This is a genomic window from Fluviibacterium sp. S390, from assembly GCF_049800695.1.
In the GTDB taxonomy this organism is placed as follows: domain Bacteria; phylum Pseudomonadota; class Alphaproteobacteria; order Rhodobacterales; family Rhodobacteraceae; genus Meridianimarinicoccus.
The window spans coordinates 24,093-40,392 of the sequence record NZ_JBNAFN010000017.1 but is presented as its reverse complement, the minus strand read 5'-3'; the positions used below and the strand labels follow the sequence as shown (position 1 = coordinate 40,392).

14 protein-coding genes are annotated in these 16,300 nt (G+C 67.5%); 5 read left to right on the top strand and 9 right to left on the bottom strand.

Going from position 1 to position 16,300, the window contains the following annotated elements:
* Positions 1–136 precede the first annotated feature (136 nt).
* Positions 137–1,678: a helicase HerA-like domain-containing protein gene (locus ACP15K_RS13850; RefSeq protein ID WP_424990791.1), complete on the top strand. Its 1,542-nt coding sequence runs from the start codon at positions 137–139 to the stop codon at positions 1,676–1,678.
* Positions 1,679–1,801: 123 nt separating this feature from the next.
* Here the strand turns inward: ACP15K_RS13850 and ACP15K_RS13845 are convergent, their stop codons facing one another.
* A complete protein-coding gene (locus ACP15K_RS13845; protein WP_193140473.1) occupies positions 1,802–2,464 on the bottom strand; it encodes a DUF1523 family protein in 663 nt (220 codons plus the stop codon).
* Between the two features lie 192 nt (positions 2,465–2,656).
* On the opposite strand from ACP15K_RS13845, the gene ACP15K_RS13840 reads away from it, so the two are divergent.
* Together ACP15K_RS13840 and ACP15K_RS13835 are read left to right on the top strand one after the other, a co-directional pair.
* The gene (locus ACP15K_RS13840; protein ID WP_193140472.1) at positions 2,657–3,655 is read left to right on the top strand and encodes a P1 family peptidase; all 999 of its coding nucleotides are present in this window, start codon (positions 2,657–2,659) and stop codon (positions 3,653–3,655) included.
* A gap of 45 nt (positions 3,656–3,700) precedes the next feature.
* The gene (locus ACP15K_RS13835) at positions 3,701–4,267 is read left to right on the top strand and encodes a hypothetical protein (RefSeq protein WP_193140471.1); all 567 of its coding nucleotides are present in this window, start codon (positions 3,701–3,703) and stop codon (positions 4,265–4,267) included.
* On the opposite strand, the gene ACP15K_RS13830 is transcribed toward ACP15K_RS13835, so the two are convergent.
* The 4 genes from ACP15K_RS13830 to ACP15K_RS13815 all read right to left on the bottom strand — a co-directional run bounded on the left by ACP15K_RS13830 (position 4,257) and on the right by ACP15K_RS13815 (position 8,144).
* The gene (locus tag ACP15K_RS13830; protein WP_193140470.1) at positions 4,257–5,057 is read right to left on the bottom strand and encodes an alpha/beta hydrolase; all 801 of its coding nucleotides are present in this window, start codon (positions 5,055–5,057) and stop codon (positions 4,257–4,259) included. The genes ACP15K_RS13835 and ACP15K_RS13830 overlap by 11 nt on opposite strands.
* Positions 5,058–5,247: 190 nt before the next feature.
* The gene (locus ACP15K_RS13825; RefSeq protein WP_193140469.1) at positions 5,248–6,642 is read right to left on the bottom strand and encodes a GntP family permease; all 1,395 of its coding nucleotides are present in this window, start codon (positions 6,640–6,642) and stop codon (positions 5,248–5,250) included.
* Positions 6,643–6,791: 149 nt separating this feature from the next.
* Positions 6,792–7,253, bottom strand: coding sequence for an Hsp20 family protein (locus ACP15K_RS13820; RefSeq protein WP_424990790.1), 462 nt, complete (start codon positions 7,251–7,253; stop codon positions 6,792–6,794).
* Positions 7,254–7,370: 117 nt separating this feature from the next.
* Entirely contained in the window at positions 7,371–8,144 is a 774-nt protein-coding gene (locus ACP15K_RS13815; protein ID WP_424990789.1) for a trypsin-like serine peptidase, read from the bottom strand.
* 255 nt (positions 8,145–8,399) lie between these two features.
* On the opposite strand from ACP15K_RS13815, the gene ACP15K_RS13810 reads away from it, so the two are divergent.
* Positions 8,400–9,098, top strand: coding sequence for a DUF599 domain-containing protein (locus tag ACP15K_RS13810; protein ID WP_424990788.1), 699 nt, complete (start codon positions 8,400–8,402; stop codon positions 9,096–9,098).
* A gap of 43 nt (positions 9,099–9,141) precedes the next feature.
* Positions 9,142–9,501: a hypothetical protein gene (locus ACP15K_RS13805; RefSeq protein ID WP_424990787.1), complete on the top strand. Its 360-nt coding sequence runs from the start codon at positions 9,142–9,144 to the stop codon at positions 9,499–9,501.
* Here ACP15K_RS13805 and ACP15K_RS13800 read toward each other — a convergent pair.
* From ACP15K_RS13800 to ACP15K_RS13785, 4 genes are read right to left on the bottom strand one after another with little or no spacing between them, the layout of a single operon-like run.
* Positions 9,479–11,569: a hypothetical protein gene (locus ACP15K_RS13800; protein ID WP_424990786.1), complete on the bottom strand. Its 2,091-nt coding sequence runs from the start codon at positions 11,567–11,569 to the stop codon at positions 9,479–9,481. The genes ACP15K_RS13805 and ACP15K_RS13800 overlap by 23 nt on opposite strands.
* Entirely contained in the window at positions 11,570–14,356 is a 2,787-nt protein-coding gene (locus ACP15K_RS13795; RefSeq protein WP_424990785.1) for a DUF4159 domain-containing protein, read from the bottom strand. It abuts the gene before it with no gap.
* Positions 14,356–15,252 carry a DUF58 domain-containing protein gene (locus ACP15K_RS13790; protein WP_319022430.1) on the bottom strand — a complete coding sequence of 299 codons (897 nt, stop codon included), beginning with the start codon at positions 15,250–15,252 and terminating at the stop codon, positions 14,356–14,358. The genes ACP15K_RS13795 and ACP15K_RS13790 overlap by 1 nt, the downstream gene beginning before the upstream one ends.
* Positions 15,249–16,256 (bottom strand): AAA family ATPase, encoded by a 1,008-nt coding sequence (locus ACP15K_RS13785; RefSeq protein WP_193140462.1) that lies wholly within the window; start codon positions 16,254–16,256, stop codon positions 15,249–15,251. The genes ACP15K_RS13790 and ACP15K_RS13785 overlap by 4 nt, the downstream gene beginning before the upstream one ends.
* Positions 16,257–16,300: the final 44 nt, after the last annotated feature.

Below are 16,300 nucleotides of genomic sequence, written 5' to 3'. Positions count from 1 at the left end.
GCCCCTGTGGCCGCGGTTTTTCGTTGCGCCCCCCCGACACCGCGGAATTTCCGGCCGGTTGAGCAAATACGCCGCGCGATGCCCTTGCCGCACCGCGCCCGCGCCGACATGATCGGGGCAACAGAGGGAGCAGGACATGTCGGGCATTTTCATCGGCGGTGGAGGCACGGACTATCGCGAACCGCAGGTGCTGAAACTGGATCTGGCCAACCGTCACGGGCTGATCGCGGGTGCAACCGGCACCGGCAAGACCGTGACCATGCAGATCCTCGCCGAAGGGTTTTCCGCCGCCGGCGTCCCGGTGTTCATGGCGGATGTGAAAGGCGACGTCAGCGGCCTTGGCAAGCCGGGCGCGCCCAGCGATCGCATCGCCGCACGTGCAACGCAGATCGGGCTGGCCGACTATGCCCCCGCCGCCTGCCCTGTCGTGTTCTGGGACATCTTCGGCCAGTCCGGCCATCCCGTGCGCACCACGGTTAGCGAACTTGGTCCGGTGCTTCTGGCCCGGATGCTGGACCTGACCGATGTGCAGGAAGGAGTTCTGAACATCGCCTTCCGCATCTGCGACGATCAGGGGCTGGCGCTGCTGGATCTTGACGATCTGCGGGCGGTCCTGAACTGGATCGGTGACAACACCGAGGCGGTGCAACACGACTATGGCCATGTGGCCCGTGCCTCTCTGGGGGCGGTGCAACGGGCGCTGCTGGTGCTGGAAAACCAGGGTGTGCGCGGGTTTCTGGGCGAACCGGCACTGCAACTGTCGGACCTGATGACCACCGACGCCCAGGGGCGCGGCCAGGTCAACATCCTGATGGCCGACAAGCTGATCACCACGCCGCGCCTGTATTCCATGTTCCTGCTCTGGCTGCTGTCGGAACTCTTTGAAGAGCTTCCCGAGGTCGGCAACCCCGACAAGCCGAAGCTGGTCTTTTTCTTCGACGAGGCGCATCTGCTGTTCGACACCGCTCCGAAAAGCCTGCTGCAACGGATCGAACAGGTGGTGCGGCTGGTGCGCTCCAAGGGCGTGGGGGTCTATTTCGTCAGCCAACTGCCCGACGACATCCCCGAGGACGTGCTGTCGCAGCTGGGCAACCGCATCCAGCACGCCCTGCGCGCTTTCACTCCGCGCGATGCCAAGGCGCTGAAAACCGCCGCCGAGACCTTTCGGCCCAACCCGGCCTTCGACACCGCGACGGCGATCCAGCAGGTCGGCACCGGCGAGGCGGTAGTCTCCCTGCTGGAAGACAAGGCCATCCCCGGCATGATCGACCGCGTCCTGATCCGGCCGCCCGCCAGCCAGATGGGACCGCTGAGCGAGGACGAGCGCCGCGCGCTGATCACGGGCTCCCCGCTGGGACAACGCTATGACACCGCCGTCGACCGGCGTTCCGCCCATGAAATCCTTGCCGAACGGGCGGCGGCCAAAACCACCCAAAGCGCCTCTCAGGATGACCTGAAGGCCACTTTCGAAACTTTCAACCGCCCGTCGCAAGCCGCCCGACCCTCACCGGGCCGCGCCACGCGCTACACCGGGAAGAACTCACCCGGTAAAAGTGAAAACGGCTCGATGGCCTCGAACCTGGGCGAGGCCTTCGCGAAAACCATGGTGCAGCAATTGTCCACCCGCCGCGGCCGCCGCATGGTGCGCGGCCTGCTGGGCAGCCTTCTGAAACGCTAACCGGCAGGCCCGTCCCGCGGCTCCGGATTCTTTTTGGAAAAAATACTCAATCCGCCGCGCAGCGGCGCGCGGCCCAACGCCTGTGGCCCGCAAGGGCCGCAGGGGGCGGGAGCCTCCCCGGCCTCAGCCGCCGAAGGTTTCCACCCACCATTCCCGGAACTTCTCGCGCCGTCCGCGGAACCGGCGGCCCGCCGCATCCACATGATCGTCGGCGGCGTCGAAGGCGCTGGCCACATCTTCGACCACCGGATCCACCCGGTTGGCCCAGAACCGCTTCACAAACGCCCGGATCACCAGCACCAGCGCCGCAAGCCCGGTCAGCACAAGGATGTTGAACACCGGGATCACCCGGTGATCGGGACCGGAGACTTCCTTGAGGCTCAGCACGTTGGGAAAGACCGACAGCAGCTGGTTGCGCCAGCCATAGGATTTCACCAGGATCCAGCGCGGCGCATCCTGGCTCGAGGTCAGATCCGCGGCCCGCGCCTGCAGGTCGGCGGAATTGAACTTCATGTAGGGCGGCCAGCCCCAGCCCGTGTCCTCGTTGCGGAACACCTTGGTCCGGCCGCTTTCCCGCACGCCCGAGATGAATTTCACATCCCGGTTGCCCGCTGTCATCGCGCCCGGTTCGGACGAGCCCCAGAACAGCGACCCTTCGCCCACCTCGACCCGCCGCACTTCGGTCTCGACGATGCGCAGGGTGTCATGGCGGGGCAGCGTGTAGTGCAGGAACCCGCCCAGCAACAGGACCATGAGGCCCCAGAATATCCATTTCACGTAGACCATGGTCACTCTCGTTGACTTGAGAACAGTATTTGGGATCGCAAGGCCGCGCAAACAAGCCACCCTGCGGTTCAGGCCACCATAGGCCAGAGCGGGCCGGCCCACAAACCCTGCCGCTTCGCGGAAGGTCGCAGGGCGGGGTTGACCCGCACCGCCGCAGGCCCGAGCCTGCCAGGGCAATTCAGGAGAGACCCCATGCCCACCGGCCCCCGCAATCTGATCACCGATGTTGCCGGGTTCCGTGTCGGCAATGCCCAGGATCAACGCCTGAAGTCCGGCACCACCGTGCTGACCGCCGACGCCCCTTTCACCGCCGCCGTGCATGTGATGGGCGGTGCGCCCGGCACCACCGAGACCGACCTTCTGGCCCCCGACAAGCTGGTGCAGCAGGTGGATGCGCTGGTGCTGTCCGGCGGGTCCGCCTTCGGGCTGGGCGCGGTCGATGGCGTCCGCCAGGCCCTTCGGGGCGCGGGCCGTGGGTTCCAGGTCGGCGGCCAACGGGTGCCGATCGTGCCCGGCGCTATCCTGTTCGACCTGCTGAACGGTGGCGACAAGGGGTGGACGACCTCTCCCTATCCCGATCTGGGCCAACAGGCGCTGGCCGCAGCAGTCCCGGATTTCGCGCTCGGGTCGGTGGGCGCGGGATGCGGAGCCACCACCGCGACGCTGAAAGGCGGTCTGGGTTCGGCCTCGGTCCGGGTCGGCCCCTTCACGGTGGGCGCCCTGGTGGCGGTCAACGCGCTGGGGGCGGCGAATGTGCATCCGCACCGGCAGTTCTGGGCCGCGCCCTTTGAGGTCGGCGAGGAATTCGGCGGCGCAGGCATCTGCCCGCATCCGGCCCCGGACCCGGCCCCGCGCAAGGACACGCAGCCCGGCACCAGCACCACCATCGCCATTGTCGCCACCGACGCGGATCTGACGCAGGCACAGGCCACCCGCCTGGCCACCTGCGCCCATGACGGGCTGGCACGGGCCCTGTTCCCCTCGCACACGCTGCTGGATGGCGATCTGGTCTTTGCGGCCGCGTCGGGCACGCACCCCCTGCCCGACGACGATCTGACAGTCCTTCTGGATCTGGGACACGCGGCGGCCACCTGCATGGCCCGCGCCATCGCCCGCGGGGTCTGCCATGCCCGCCCGGAACCGGGGGATATCCTGCCCTGCTGGCGATCGCTGGTTGATCTGACGGACTGATCGCGCCACCCTGTCCCCGAATGATGTCTACAAGGTCGAGAGCCCATGATCCGCTTCCCCACCCGCACCGCGCTTTGCCTGCTGCTGACCGCCACGCCCGCACTGGCCGATGACGTGACCGATACGCTGGATGCTGCCCGTGCCGCCTATGACGGCGGCAATATCACTGCCACGATCGAGGAACTGGCCTATGCGCAAAGCCTGCTGCAAGCCATGCGCACCGACGGGCTGGCGGCCTTTCTGCCCGAGGCTCCCGATGGCTGGACCCGCGAGATCAGCACCGAGATGAGCGGCGCATTGGCCTTCACCGGCGGCGGCACCGGCGCCGAGGCGACCTACAGCAATGGCGACCAGAGCTTCTCGATCAGCCTGTTGGCCGACAGTCCGATGATGATGGCGATGGCACCGATGCTGGCCAACCCGATGCTGGCCACCGCCTCGGGCGGCAAGCTGCACCGGATGGGCAGCGTCAAGGTGCTGGAAACCGACGGCCAGTTGATGACTCTGGTGGCCAACCGCTTCCTGATCCAGGTCGAAGGCGCCAGCACCGAGGTGATGATGCCGATGCTGGAAAGCATGGATCTTGTCGGGCTGGCCAGCTTTACCCCGTAAACAGGCTTTCGGTCAGCCGGCTGTCAGGGTCTGACAGCCCGTGGATCACGTCCAGATGATGGCAGCCCGGCGCGATCCGGTGCCTGGCCCCCCAGGCACGGGCCAGATCCTCTGCCTGTTGCAGGAACACCGGGCGTTCATGTTCGGCGGCCCAGACCGTCACCGCCAGACCGGGCGCGGGCTGGCGCAGGATCGGGCTTTCGGCCTCGGCCTCAAGCGCATCCAGATGCAGGTCAGCGTTCAGCGGCGTTTGCAGCAAGGGGCGCAGATCGCCCAGCGGCGAGATCGGCACCACACGCTGCACCCGCGCCTGCACATCCGCCGGCAAGGGGCCGTTCGCCTCGGCCATGCGGGCCACCAAATGCCCGCCCGCAGAATGACCCGCCAGGATCACCGGCCCCGCCGGAACCCGCGCCGCCGCCGTGGTGATGGCCTGTGCCACATGCCGCGTGATGCCGGAAATACGCACCTCGGGCACCAGCGGATAAGAGGGCATCGCCACTGCCCAGCCGCGCGCCACAGCCCCGCGCGAGAAGTGCGAGAAATCGCTGCGATCAAAGCGCCGCCAATAGCCGCCGTGGACAAAGACAACCAGCCCCTCGGGCCGCCCGGCAGGCAGGAACAGATCATACCGTGCCCGCGGATGATCGCCGTAGGGCAGATTCAGCATGGCCCGCCCGATCGACGCCTCGACCGCCCGATGATCGGCCGCATCCTCGGTCCAGCCCTCGATCACCGCATCCGCCTGCGGGATGTAGGCGGTGATCTCATAGGCGGTGCGCATGTCCATCGGGAAACCTCTTCCGCTGCAATCGCGCCAGACTGTCCCCGTGGCGAAGGGCGGTCAACCGGGGCGGGCGCGGTTTGGCAGCCCGCGCTACGATCCCAATGCGGTCCGCGACAAGATGCTGGTCCTGCGGAACATGCAGGGCAACTGTCTGGCTGTACCAGCCCCCAAATAGGCGGCTGGGGCGTCACCCCTAGACCGACCCGAACATGCTGCCCAGTATGATCACGGTGATCAGCGCGACCACCGGCACCGCCACGGCGACGACGAAGATATCCACATAGCTTTTCTTGTGCGTCAGGCTGGTGATCGCCAACAGGGTGATGACGGCGCCGTTGTGCGGCAGGCAGTCGAAGCCGCCCGAGGACAGGGCCGCGACCCGGTGCAGCAGTTCCGGGCTGACATTGGCCAGTTCGGCCAGTTCCAGATAGGTCGATCCCAGTGCCTCCAGCGCGATGCTCATGCCGCCCGAAGCCGAACCGGTGATCCCCGCCAGCGCATTCACCGCGATGGCCAGCGACACCAGCGGCACATCCGGCATGATCCCGGTGACCCCGTTCTTGATCAAGGCGAAGGCCGGCAGCGAGGCGATGACGGTGCCATAGCCAACCTCGGACGCGGTGTTGAAGATCGGCAGGAACGAGCCGTTGACGCCTTGCGTTATCGTGGCATTCAGCGTCCCGGAAAACCGTTGCCAGTTGAGCGCGATCAGCACGAGGACCGAAGCCGTCAGCGCGGTGATGATCGCCCAAAGCCCGCGCACATCGTCGATCGAGATGCCGCCGTAGATGTCCTCGGCCAGATAGGAGAAGTCCATCGCCGGATAGACGAAGCGCGACAGGATCAGGTTCAGGACGATGACCACGAAGATCGGCAGGATCGCGGCCCAGAAGGGCGGATCGTTGTCCTCGACCGTGGGCGGCAAGGCGGCGATGGCGGAATACTGGTCCTCCTCGCCATAGCCCAGCCCGGCGGCGCGGGCGCGGCCGATGCGCATGTTCAGCCAGGCAACGCCGCCCGTGAACATGATGGCCGCGGCCAGCAGCCCCAGGATCGGGGCGGCGAAGGCATCAGTGCCGAAATAGGGTGCCGGGATGGCGTTCTGGATCGCCGGGGTGCCGGGCAGCGCCGTCATGGTGAAGGTGAACGAGCCAAGCGCGATGGTGGCCGGGATGAATTTCTTGGGGTAATCCGCCCGCGCGAACAACGCCGCGGCGATGGGATAGACCGCGAAGGCCACGACGAACAGCGAGACGCCACCGTAGGTCAGCACCCCGCAGGCCAGAACCACGGCCAGGGCCGCCTGTTTCTGCCCGACTTTCTCGACGATCCACTCGGCGATGACGCGGGCGCTGCCCGAAACCTCCATCAGCTTGCCGAAGATCGCGCCCAGCAGGAACAGCGGGAAGAACTTGATCACGTAGCCGCCAAGCGCCTCCATGAAGACCTGCGTATAGGTGGCCAGGATCGGTGCGCCGCCCGAAAGACCCGCTGCCAACAGCGACAGGACCGGCGCCAGGATCAGCACGCTGATCCCGCGATAGGCCAAATACATCAATAGGAATAGAGAAACGATAATGCCCAGCATGGTGAAACTCCTGTACCACGCTCAGATTAGCGAACAGTCATGGCCATAGGCGAGCAAATCGTGAGGCTGCGGCAATCAGGCCCGCCGAACGCGAAAAGGCCCGCGCCGAAGCGCGGGCCAGTGTCCGAATGATGGGGTGGCGCCGGTTCTTAGTTGACCGGGCGGGCCTCGCCTGCCGCGTCGCGAACACCATTGGTGATCTCGATCCGGCGCGGTTTCAGGGCCTCGGGCACTTCGCGCACCAGGTCGATGTGCAACATGCCGTCCTGATGCGAGGCGGCGGTCACGCGCACATGATCGGCAAGATGGAACCGGCGCTCGAACGCGCGGGTGGCGATGCCGCGATGCAGATAGGTGCGCTTGGTGTCTTCCGGGGCCTTCTTGGCCGAAACCAGAAGCGCGTTTTCCCGCAGTTCCACCGAAAGCTCATCCTCGGTGAAGCCGGCCACGGCGATCGAGATGCGCCAGGCGTCATCGGCGGTCTTTTCGATGTTGTAGGGCGGATAGCTGGGCTGGCTGACATCCGACGTCAGAACCCGATCCATCAGGTCCGCCACCTGGTCGAAACCGACGGTGGCACGGTAAAGCGGTGCAAGGTCAAAATTGCGCATGGGTCATCCTCCATTGAGCGACAACGATGTTGTGCGGCCTCCAAAGGACGGCCGCGGTCAGATACGGGCCCCGACTGGCGACCCGATACCCAAGATTTAGGAACTGTCAGATGGGGTTCAAGACCCGTCGCGCACCGGATCGGGCATCGACACATCGGTGCCTTCGAACTGGCGGAACAGGATTTCCAGCCGATGTTCGGCTGCGTCCACGGCCAGAACCGTCCCGTGAAGCATCGGGGCCTTTTGACGGGCCATCACCGCCGAGGCCACCGCAACGACCACGGGCTTGCCATCGACCAATTGAATGACCGGCGCGCCCGACACACCCGGAACCCCATCGCAACTGGTATAGATCACTGCCCCGATGCGGCTCTGCAACCGGCAATCCCGCTCGATCGAGGGGATCTGGGCACGGTCCAGCCCGTAGGACAGCGTGTGCAGGCTCAACTCCGGTTGCACGCCGCGTCCGGTGGAGATCGGGGTGATCGTGGAAGGCAGCGGTGCGGCCAGCCGGATGAAGGCAATGTCGCGATCCACCGTCCGCATGGAACGGTTGTACCCCTGCATCAGCACGATCTCGCGCCCTTGGCCGTGGGCCGCAAAGGTGCCCGCCCGGAACCCGGCCAGGAAATGGACCCGGTCGGGACGCACGGAATTGCCAGTGCGCTTGTCCACAACGCAATGGGCTGCCGTCAGGATCAGGTCCGGCCCGATCGCCGTTGCGGTGCAATAGCCGATGCCGGTGACGTTCAGCCGTCCGATGGCCTGCCAGTTTTTCTGCTCCTGCACGCTCAGCATCACCCGGCTGCTGCCGGTTTCATTGGCCGAAACCGGGGCCGAGACGGCCATCAGCGCAAGGCCGAACAGGATATTTGCGCAGGTACGGATCATGCAGGGAACTATGCCATGTCTGGAACGGACTGTCTTGAGTGGAATGTGGCGACTCGCCCAGTATAGTCGGCAATTTTCGGGCCATGCCCGGAAATTATGCTTAAGATTTCGCATTTCACCCGGACATCTGTCACGAATTTCCCGCCGCGCCCGAACCGCAGGCGCGGTTGTGGTTGCGCGCTTCGACCCTCAGTCTGTATGGCAGGAGCAGTCGCGGCCAGTCCGCCAAACCGGAGGTTTGCCTTGGATCGCATCATGATCCCCGCCCAACTGGGCCTGCTCAGCTGGCTTGACGCGGTCGCGCTGCTGTTGCTGCTGCTGGCATGGCAGGGGGTCGGGCTGTTCATCGAGCATCCGCCGCGCAATTTTCCGTCGGTCTCCGTGCTGATGGCGCGCTACCGGCGGATCTGGATGAGCCATGTCATCACCCGTGAGCCGCGCGTGTTCGATTCGATGATCGTCGGCAGCCTGCGGCAAGGCACGGCCTTTTTCGCTTCGACCGCGATGATCGCCCTGGGCGGCGGGCTTGCGCTGGTCGGCAATATCGAGCAGCTGACGACGCTGGCCTCGGAACTGTCGCTGGCCGAAAGCTCGAAGGTGGTGCTTGAAATGAAGCTGATCCTGATCCTGCTGCTGGTGGTCAACGCCTTCCTGAAATTCGTCTGGGCCAACCGCATCTTCGGTTATTGCGCGGTGATGCTGGGCACGATCCCCAACGAGGTCGACGATCCCGTCGGTCCGCATCGGTGCCAGCAGGCGGCCGAGTTGAACATCTCGGCGGCCAGGGCGTTCAATCGCGGGCTGCGGTCGATCTATTTCGCGATGGGCGCGCTTGCCTGGCTGGTGGGCGCCCTGCCCCTGATCCTGACCACGCTGCTGACGGTGGCGGTGATCCTGCGCCGCGAATTCGGTTCTCAGACACGGGACGTGTTGTTGCAGGGCGTCGATGACTGAACTGTGAGGGGTGCGGGCGGCCAACCTGTGCCAGACTGCGTCCATGACCCGATTTGCCCTGTTTTTGCCCGTCTTCTTCGCCGCCGCCCCAGCCCTGGCCGATCTGCCCCGGGTCGTGGACGCCCGCGCCACCGCAACCGGCCAGACCTGGCGCATCGACGTGACGCTTCGCCATCCCGATACCGGGTGGGACCACTATGCCGATGGGTGGGAGGTTGTGACCCCCGACGGACAGGTACTGGGGTATCGCGAGTTGCTGCACCCGCATGTGCAGGAACAGCCGTTCACGCGCAGCCTGACCGGCGTCGCGATCCCGGCGGACCTGTCCGACGTGCGGATCCGCGCCCGTTGCCAGACCGATGGCTGGGGGCCTGCCGAGTTTACGTTGACCCTGCCGCGCTGACCCGGCGACGGCCTTCCCACAGCCACGCGCCGATCAGGAAAGCGGCAACCAGTCCCAGCCACGCCCAGCCCGGCAGGAAGGGGCGCACCGAGATGTCGGTGGTGCGATAGGCCTCGCGCGGGGTGATGCCCAGCCAGCCGCGCCCGGCGGCGGGCCGGCCCGGACGCACGGCGCGCAAGTCCGGCACCCCGGCCTCGATCCGGCGCACCCCGCCGCCTGTCCCGGCAACCAGCGGATCCAGCAGATCGCCGCTGGCAATGGTCTGTTCAAACTCGCGCGGGGCCGAGGGACCAAGGGCCGCCACCGCATCGCGCTCCCCGTCGTTGACCCGGTACAGGCCGATGCCTGCCCCGTCCAGCCGCGCCTCGAACCGGCCCGGTGCCACCTGCTCCGGCTCCAGCGTCAGGGTGGTGCCATCGGGCCGGGTCACCTCGAAGGCACCGGGCGCTTCGCCCAGCGTGCGCCGGGTAATGGTCAGGGTGCCATCCTGCCCGTCGGCCACCAGCGCTTCTTCCTCAAGCTCGGGTTCCTTCATCATCCAATGCGCCAGCCGCCGCAGCAGTTCCAGTTGCGGCCCGCCGCCTTCGAAGCCCCGGCTCCACAGCCAGGCCTGATCCGAGGCCAGCAGCGCCACGCGGCCCTCGCCAACCCGGTCCAGCAGCAGCAGCGGACGGCCCTCGGCCCCGGTCATCACGACCTCGGCGTCGGGATAGGGGGTTACGTCGATCAGCCGGAACCAGCGGCCCCAGGGCGGCGGATCGCCGGGCACGGTGCCGGCGTCCAGCGCCTCGGTCACCGGATGCTTGCGGCCCAGATCGGTGATCGTGGGGTGAAAGCCCTGCTCCAGCACCTGTGCGGTGGGTTCCGCCGGCAGCACCTCGGCCAGCGGCGAGTGGAACAGGCTGGCGGCCGAGGCGAAATCCGGCCCTGCCGCGACCAGCACCGCACCGCCCTGTTCGACGTAGTTGCGGATGTTGTCCAGGTAGAGCGCCGGCAGGATGCCCCGCCGCTTGTAGCGGTCGAAGATGATCAGGTCGAATTCGTCGATTTTCTCAAGAAACAGCTCGCGCGTGGGAAAGGCGATCAGTGACAGTTCCGTGACCGGCACCCCGTCCTGCTTTTCTGGCGGGCGCAGGATGGTGAAATGCACCAGATCGACCGAGCTGTCGGATTTCAGCAGGTTGCGCCAGGTCCGCTCGCCCGCGTGCGGTTCGCCCGACACCAGCAGCACCCGCAGCCGGTCGCGCACCCCGTTGATGCGCACCACGGCGGCGTTGTTGCGGTCGGTCAGCTCGCCCGCAGCGGGGGCCGTGGCAAAGCGGATCACGTTCATGCCGCCGTGCGGCAGATCCACCGGCACGGTTATGTCGCGGCCCACGGGCACGGTCACCCGCCGCGCCTCGGCACCGTCAATGCTGATGTCCAATTCGGCGCTGCCCTGCAATTCGGGCGGCACCGCGCCCTGGTTTTCCAGTCGCAGGGTCAGCGACACAGGTTCCCCCATGATACCGAAGGAGGGCGCATTGGTGACCACCAGCCGCCGATCCCAATCCTGCGCCTCGCCAGTCAACAGCAGATGCAACGGGGCGGGCAGGTCGGGAGCGCGCGGCAGATCGTGCAACTGGCCGTCCGACAGCAGCAGCATCCCGGCGACGCGGGCGCGGGGCTCGTCGGCAAGCGCCTCGGACAGGGCGGTCATCAGCAGGCTGCCCTCGTTGCCCGGCCCGTCGCCCAGCCGCAGGATGCGCAATTCGGTGTTGGGCAGTTGCGCCACCTCGGCCTCGACACGGGCCAGCGCGGCCTCGGTCTGCGCGGGGCGCACGCCGATGCGCTGACTGGCGCTCTCGTCGATCACGAGGATCACGATGTCCGACAGGGCGGCGCGGTTCTCGATCTGGACCGATGGGTTGGCAAGCGCCGCCAGCACCAGCAGCCCGGCGGCCCCGCGCAGCGCCCAGCCGGTCAGCCCGCGCCAGAAGGCCACGCCAATCGCCACCGCCAGAACCAGGGCCAGAACCCCCAGCAAGACGGGCGCGATCAGCGGGTCATAGAGGATCTCGCGTGTCATCTATTGCCCCAACCGATCCAGCAGCGCGGGCACATGCACCTGGTCGGATTTGTAGTTGCCGGTCAGCACATGCATCACAAGGTTGATGCCAAAGCGATAGGCCATCTCGCGCTGCCGCTCTCCGGCATAACCGCGCCCGACCGGGAACATCGGGCGACCCTGACCGTCCATCGCCCAGGCCGCCGCCCAGTCGTTGCTGCCGATCACCACCGGGGTCACCCCGTCGTTGAGATTGCGGAACGGCATGCCTTCGACCCGCTCGGCATCGGGGGGGGCCGCTTCGACCCACAGCGGGCCGCGGGCGTGTCTGCCGGGAAAATCCTGCAACAGATAGAAGGTGCGGGTCAGCACGTGATCCTCGGGCACCGGTTCCAGCGGTGGGATGTCCAGCGGGCGGGCCAGATCCTGCAGCTTGCGGGTGTTTGCCGTCTCGCTGCCCATGGCCGCCAGATCGGCATCGCGGGTGTCGAACAGGATCATCCCGCCGCCGCGCAAATAGCGGTTCAGCCGGGCATAGGCCTCGGACGAGGGGCGCGGCTGATCCGGTGTCACCGGCCAGTAAAGCACCGGAAAGAAAGCCAACTCGTCGGTCTCCAGATCCACCGCCACCGGCGGCCCCGGTTCGACCGAGGTGCGGGCGAACAGGGTTCGGGACAACCCGTGCAGACCGGCGCGGGCGGTGTCGTCCACCGCCGGGTTGCCGGTGATGACATGGGCCAGCACGACCTCGCTGATCGCCTGAATCGCAGCGGCTTCGTCCACCGGCAGCAGATCGGCGTCCTGCGCGTGCAAAGGACCCGGCCCAGACAGAAGCAGCCCCGCCAGCAGCACCATCGCGGTTCCGGTCCGGCGCAGGCCCAGCAGCCCCGACAGCAACAGCGAGGCCACCACATCGGCCACCATCAGACCCAGCGCCAGAACCAGAAGCGGCCCCGCCAGCCGGGTTTCGCGCGCCACTTCCAGCCCTTCCACCGGCACCCCGGCGGGCCAAACCATCGGGGCAAGCTCGGTCTCGGCACCGATCACATTGACCGCCCGCCGTTGATCCTCCGAGGCATAGAGCCCCGGCGGCAGCGCCGGTCCCACCGAAGTGGCCAGCAGGGTTGAACCGTCGAGGCCTTCGGACATGCCCGCCGGGGACAGCACCCCGAAGGCATCCAGATGCTCCACCGCTTGCCAGGTGGTGCCGGCCAGATCCTCGGCGGTTTCGGTGCCCACCCGCGCGGCCACCGACAGTCGTTCCAGCATCTGCACGAACAGGCCCGACAGCGGCAGCGTCGACCATTCGGCGTTGGCGGTGACGTGGAACAACACGATCTGCCCGGCGCCAAGGCGCTGGCGGGTGACCAGCGGGGTGCCGTCGGCCAGTGCCGCGATGACCCGTTCGGGCAAGTCTGGATCGGGCTGGGCCAGCACCTGCGAGGTCACCGTGACCTCGGCGGGGATGTCCAGCCCATAGAAAGGGCTGGTTTCGGGGAAGGGGCGCAGCGCCTTGGGCTCGCCCCAGCTCATGGCGCCGCCCACGGTGCGCCCACCGGCGCGCAGCCGCACGGGCAGAAGGACCGCCGCGGCGTCATCGGTCAGATCCGCCGCCGCCAGCCGTGGCCCGGCAAAACGCAGCAGCAGGCCGCCCCGGTCGATCCAATCGGCGATGTCCTCGGTCTCGGCCCCGGTCAGACGCGCCACATCGGCCAGCACGATCACATCCGGGTTGGCCTGCAGGATGTCAGCAATGTCTCCGTCGATTAGGTCGGCATTGGGCTCCAGCGCCTGCTCAAGGTAATGCAGCGGCGACAGAAGTTGCAGGCCCTCGCGATCTTCGCGGCCCGCGATCAGGGCGATCTCGCGGCGGCGCAGGGCATCGTCGGTCAGGCTGACCGCCCCGGCCGAGCGGCCTCCGGTGATCTCGAAACGGGTGATGCGGTTGCGCAGTTCCGCCGGCAGCGACAGCGACAGCTCGGCCTGGCGGGCGCCGGGGGCAAAGCTGGCTTCGGTCTGGGCCAGCATCCGCTCGGCCCCGGTGGGATCCAGACCCATGGCCGCCACCGGAACTTGTAACGCGCCACTTTCGCGCGCACGCAGGGCGGTGATCTCGATCAGACCGTCGAGATAGACGGGCGGCCGCAGGGCCAGCACCGCGCGCGGGCTTTCGAAGATCCGCACGCGGCCCTTGTCCTGCAAGGCGGCCAGGGCGTCGTCGCGCCCTTCGCGCGCCAGCCCGTCCGACAGCCAGAGCGTGTCGAAGCCTTCCGGCTGCGCCCGCGTCCAGCCGGCCAGTGTGTCCGGATCGGCGGCCCAAGGCGCGGGCGCAAGGCTGGCCAGCCGGGACCGCCAGGCGTCGGCGGCCTGAAACTCGGCCCCCCCCGCCGGCAAATCGGTGGTCACGGCGATAGAGACCGGGCGCGCGGTGCGGCTGGCCTCGCCCAAAGCCGCCTCGACCCGGTCGATCCGGGCGGCCCAGTCACGGGCATCGGCCCAGGTGCCGTCGAGCAGGATCAGCAGCGGTCCGCGTCCCGGCTCTGCCGCCGTGCGCGGGTTCAGGATCGGACCGGCAAAGGCCAGGATCACCGCCGCCACCGCCAGCATCCGCAACAGCAGCAGCCACCACGGGGTGCGGTCGCTTTGGGTTTCGTCGTCACGCAGGCCCAGCAGCAGCATGACGCCGGGAAACCGCCGCCGGCGCGGCGCGGGCGGCACCGCGCGCAGGATCAGCCACAACACCGGCAGCACCGCCAACGCGGTCAGCACCCAGGGCGCGGCAAAGGCGATGGGCCCCAGAACCAGCATCAGCGCCGCCGTTCCAGCGCGCCGTAAAGCCACAGAAGCGCCGACTGCGCGCTGTCGCCGGTGTGATGGGTCAGCATCTGCCAGCCGGTAATGCGGGCCAATTCGCTCAGCCGTGCCTTGCGGTCGGCCAGCCGGTCCAGATAGCGGTCGCGCAATCCGCCCGCTTCCAGCGTTTCATGGCGCAGGCCCCCACCCATGCTTTCGAAGACCGTGCGGCCATCGTAGGGAAAGGCCTCTTCCGCCGGATCCAACACCTGCAGCAGCGCGCCACGCACGCCCAGGTCGGCGGCTTCGGTCAGCGCGGCTTCGACCTCGACCAGCGGCCCCATGAAATCCGAGATGAACAGCGCCCGCGACTTGGGCAGGATGCCACGCACGTCCGGCGCGCCGAAATCTGCCCCCGCATCGTCTGCGCCCAACAGGCCGTCGGCGATGCGCAGAAGCTGGATGTCGCCGCGCCGGGGCGGTACCGCCTGCCCGGTCAGACCGACACGCTCGCCGCCGCGCAGCAGCAGGATGGCAATGGCCATGGCCAGCATGCGGGCGCGGTCGCCCTTGGGCGGATACTTCCCCGAGGTGAACCCCATGGACTGCGAACCATCGACCCAAAGCACCACCGATTGCGCCGCCTGCCATTCCTTTTCGCGGACGTACAGCATGTCCGACCGGGCCGAGCGGCGCCAGTCGATCAGCCGCGCCTCGTCATTGGCCATGGCGGGACGGTACTGCCAGAATTCTTCACCCATGCCGGGGCGGCGGCGGCCGTGATCGCCCAGAAGCATGGTCGAGGCCAGGTGTTCCGCATCCGCCAGCAGCGGCGGCAGCGGCGCGGCCAGCGCTTCGCCATCGCGGCGCAGGCCCGAGCGGGCCGTGGAAGACGCGGGGTCAGAGGTCACGCAGCCGCCTCGGTCCGGGTGACAGCGGCGGCCACCTGATCGATCAGCGGCGCCAGCCCCTCGCCCCGCGCGCGGGCGGCGAAGGTCAGCTGCATCCGGTGGATCAGCACCGGGCGCGCCATGCGGGCGACATCGTCGGCGGTGGGCACAAGCCGCCCTTCCAGCAGCGCCTGCGCGCGCACCGTCAGCATCAGCGCCTGCGCGGCGCGCGGACCGGGCCCCCAGCTGACGCTTTCGCGCACCGCCGCCGGAGCGTCGGGATCGTCGGGGCGGCAGGCCCGCACCAGATCCAGGATGGTTTCCACCACCGCCTCGCCCACGGGCATCCGCCGCAGCACGGTCTGGGCCGCAATCAGGTCAGCACCGGTGAACACCTGATGACTTTGCGCATCCTCAAGCCCGGTGGTGGCCAGCAGGATTTCGCGCTCGGTATCGCGGTCGGGATTGTTGACGTCGATCTGCACCAGAAAGCGGTCAAGCTGGGCTTCGGGCAGCGGATAGGTGCCCTCCTGCTCGATCGGGTTCTGGGTCGCCAGAACGTGGAAGGGCGGCGGCAGGGCATGGGGCTGCCCGGCGATGGTCACGGATTTCTCCTGCATCGCCTGCAACAGCGCCGACTGGGTGCGCGGGCTGGCACGGTTGATCTCGTCGGCCATCAGAAGCTGGCAGAACACCGGCCCTTCGAGGAACCGGAAGGCGCGGGTGCCGTCGGCAGCGGTTTCCAGCACTTCCGAGCCAAGAATATCCGCCGGCATCAGGTCCGGGGTGAACTGGATTCGAGCCGAATCCATGCCCATGACCGTCGAAAGCGTTTCGATCAGCCGGGTCTTGCCCAGCCCCGGCAGGCCGATCAGCAAACCGTGACCGCCGCTGAGAAGGGCGGCAAGGGTCAGGTCGACGACCCGCTCCTGCCCGATGAACCGCTGGGTGATCGAGGATTTGGCATCCGCCAGCTTCTCGCCCAGGGCTTCGATTTCGGCCACCAGATCGGAAGCTTCGGTCATGACAAACTCCTTGCTAGGCTTATACTTCATTCAAGCCACATATC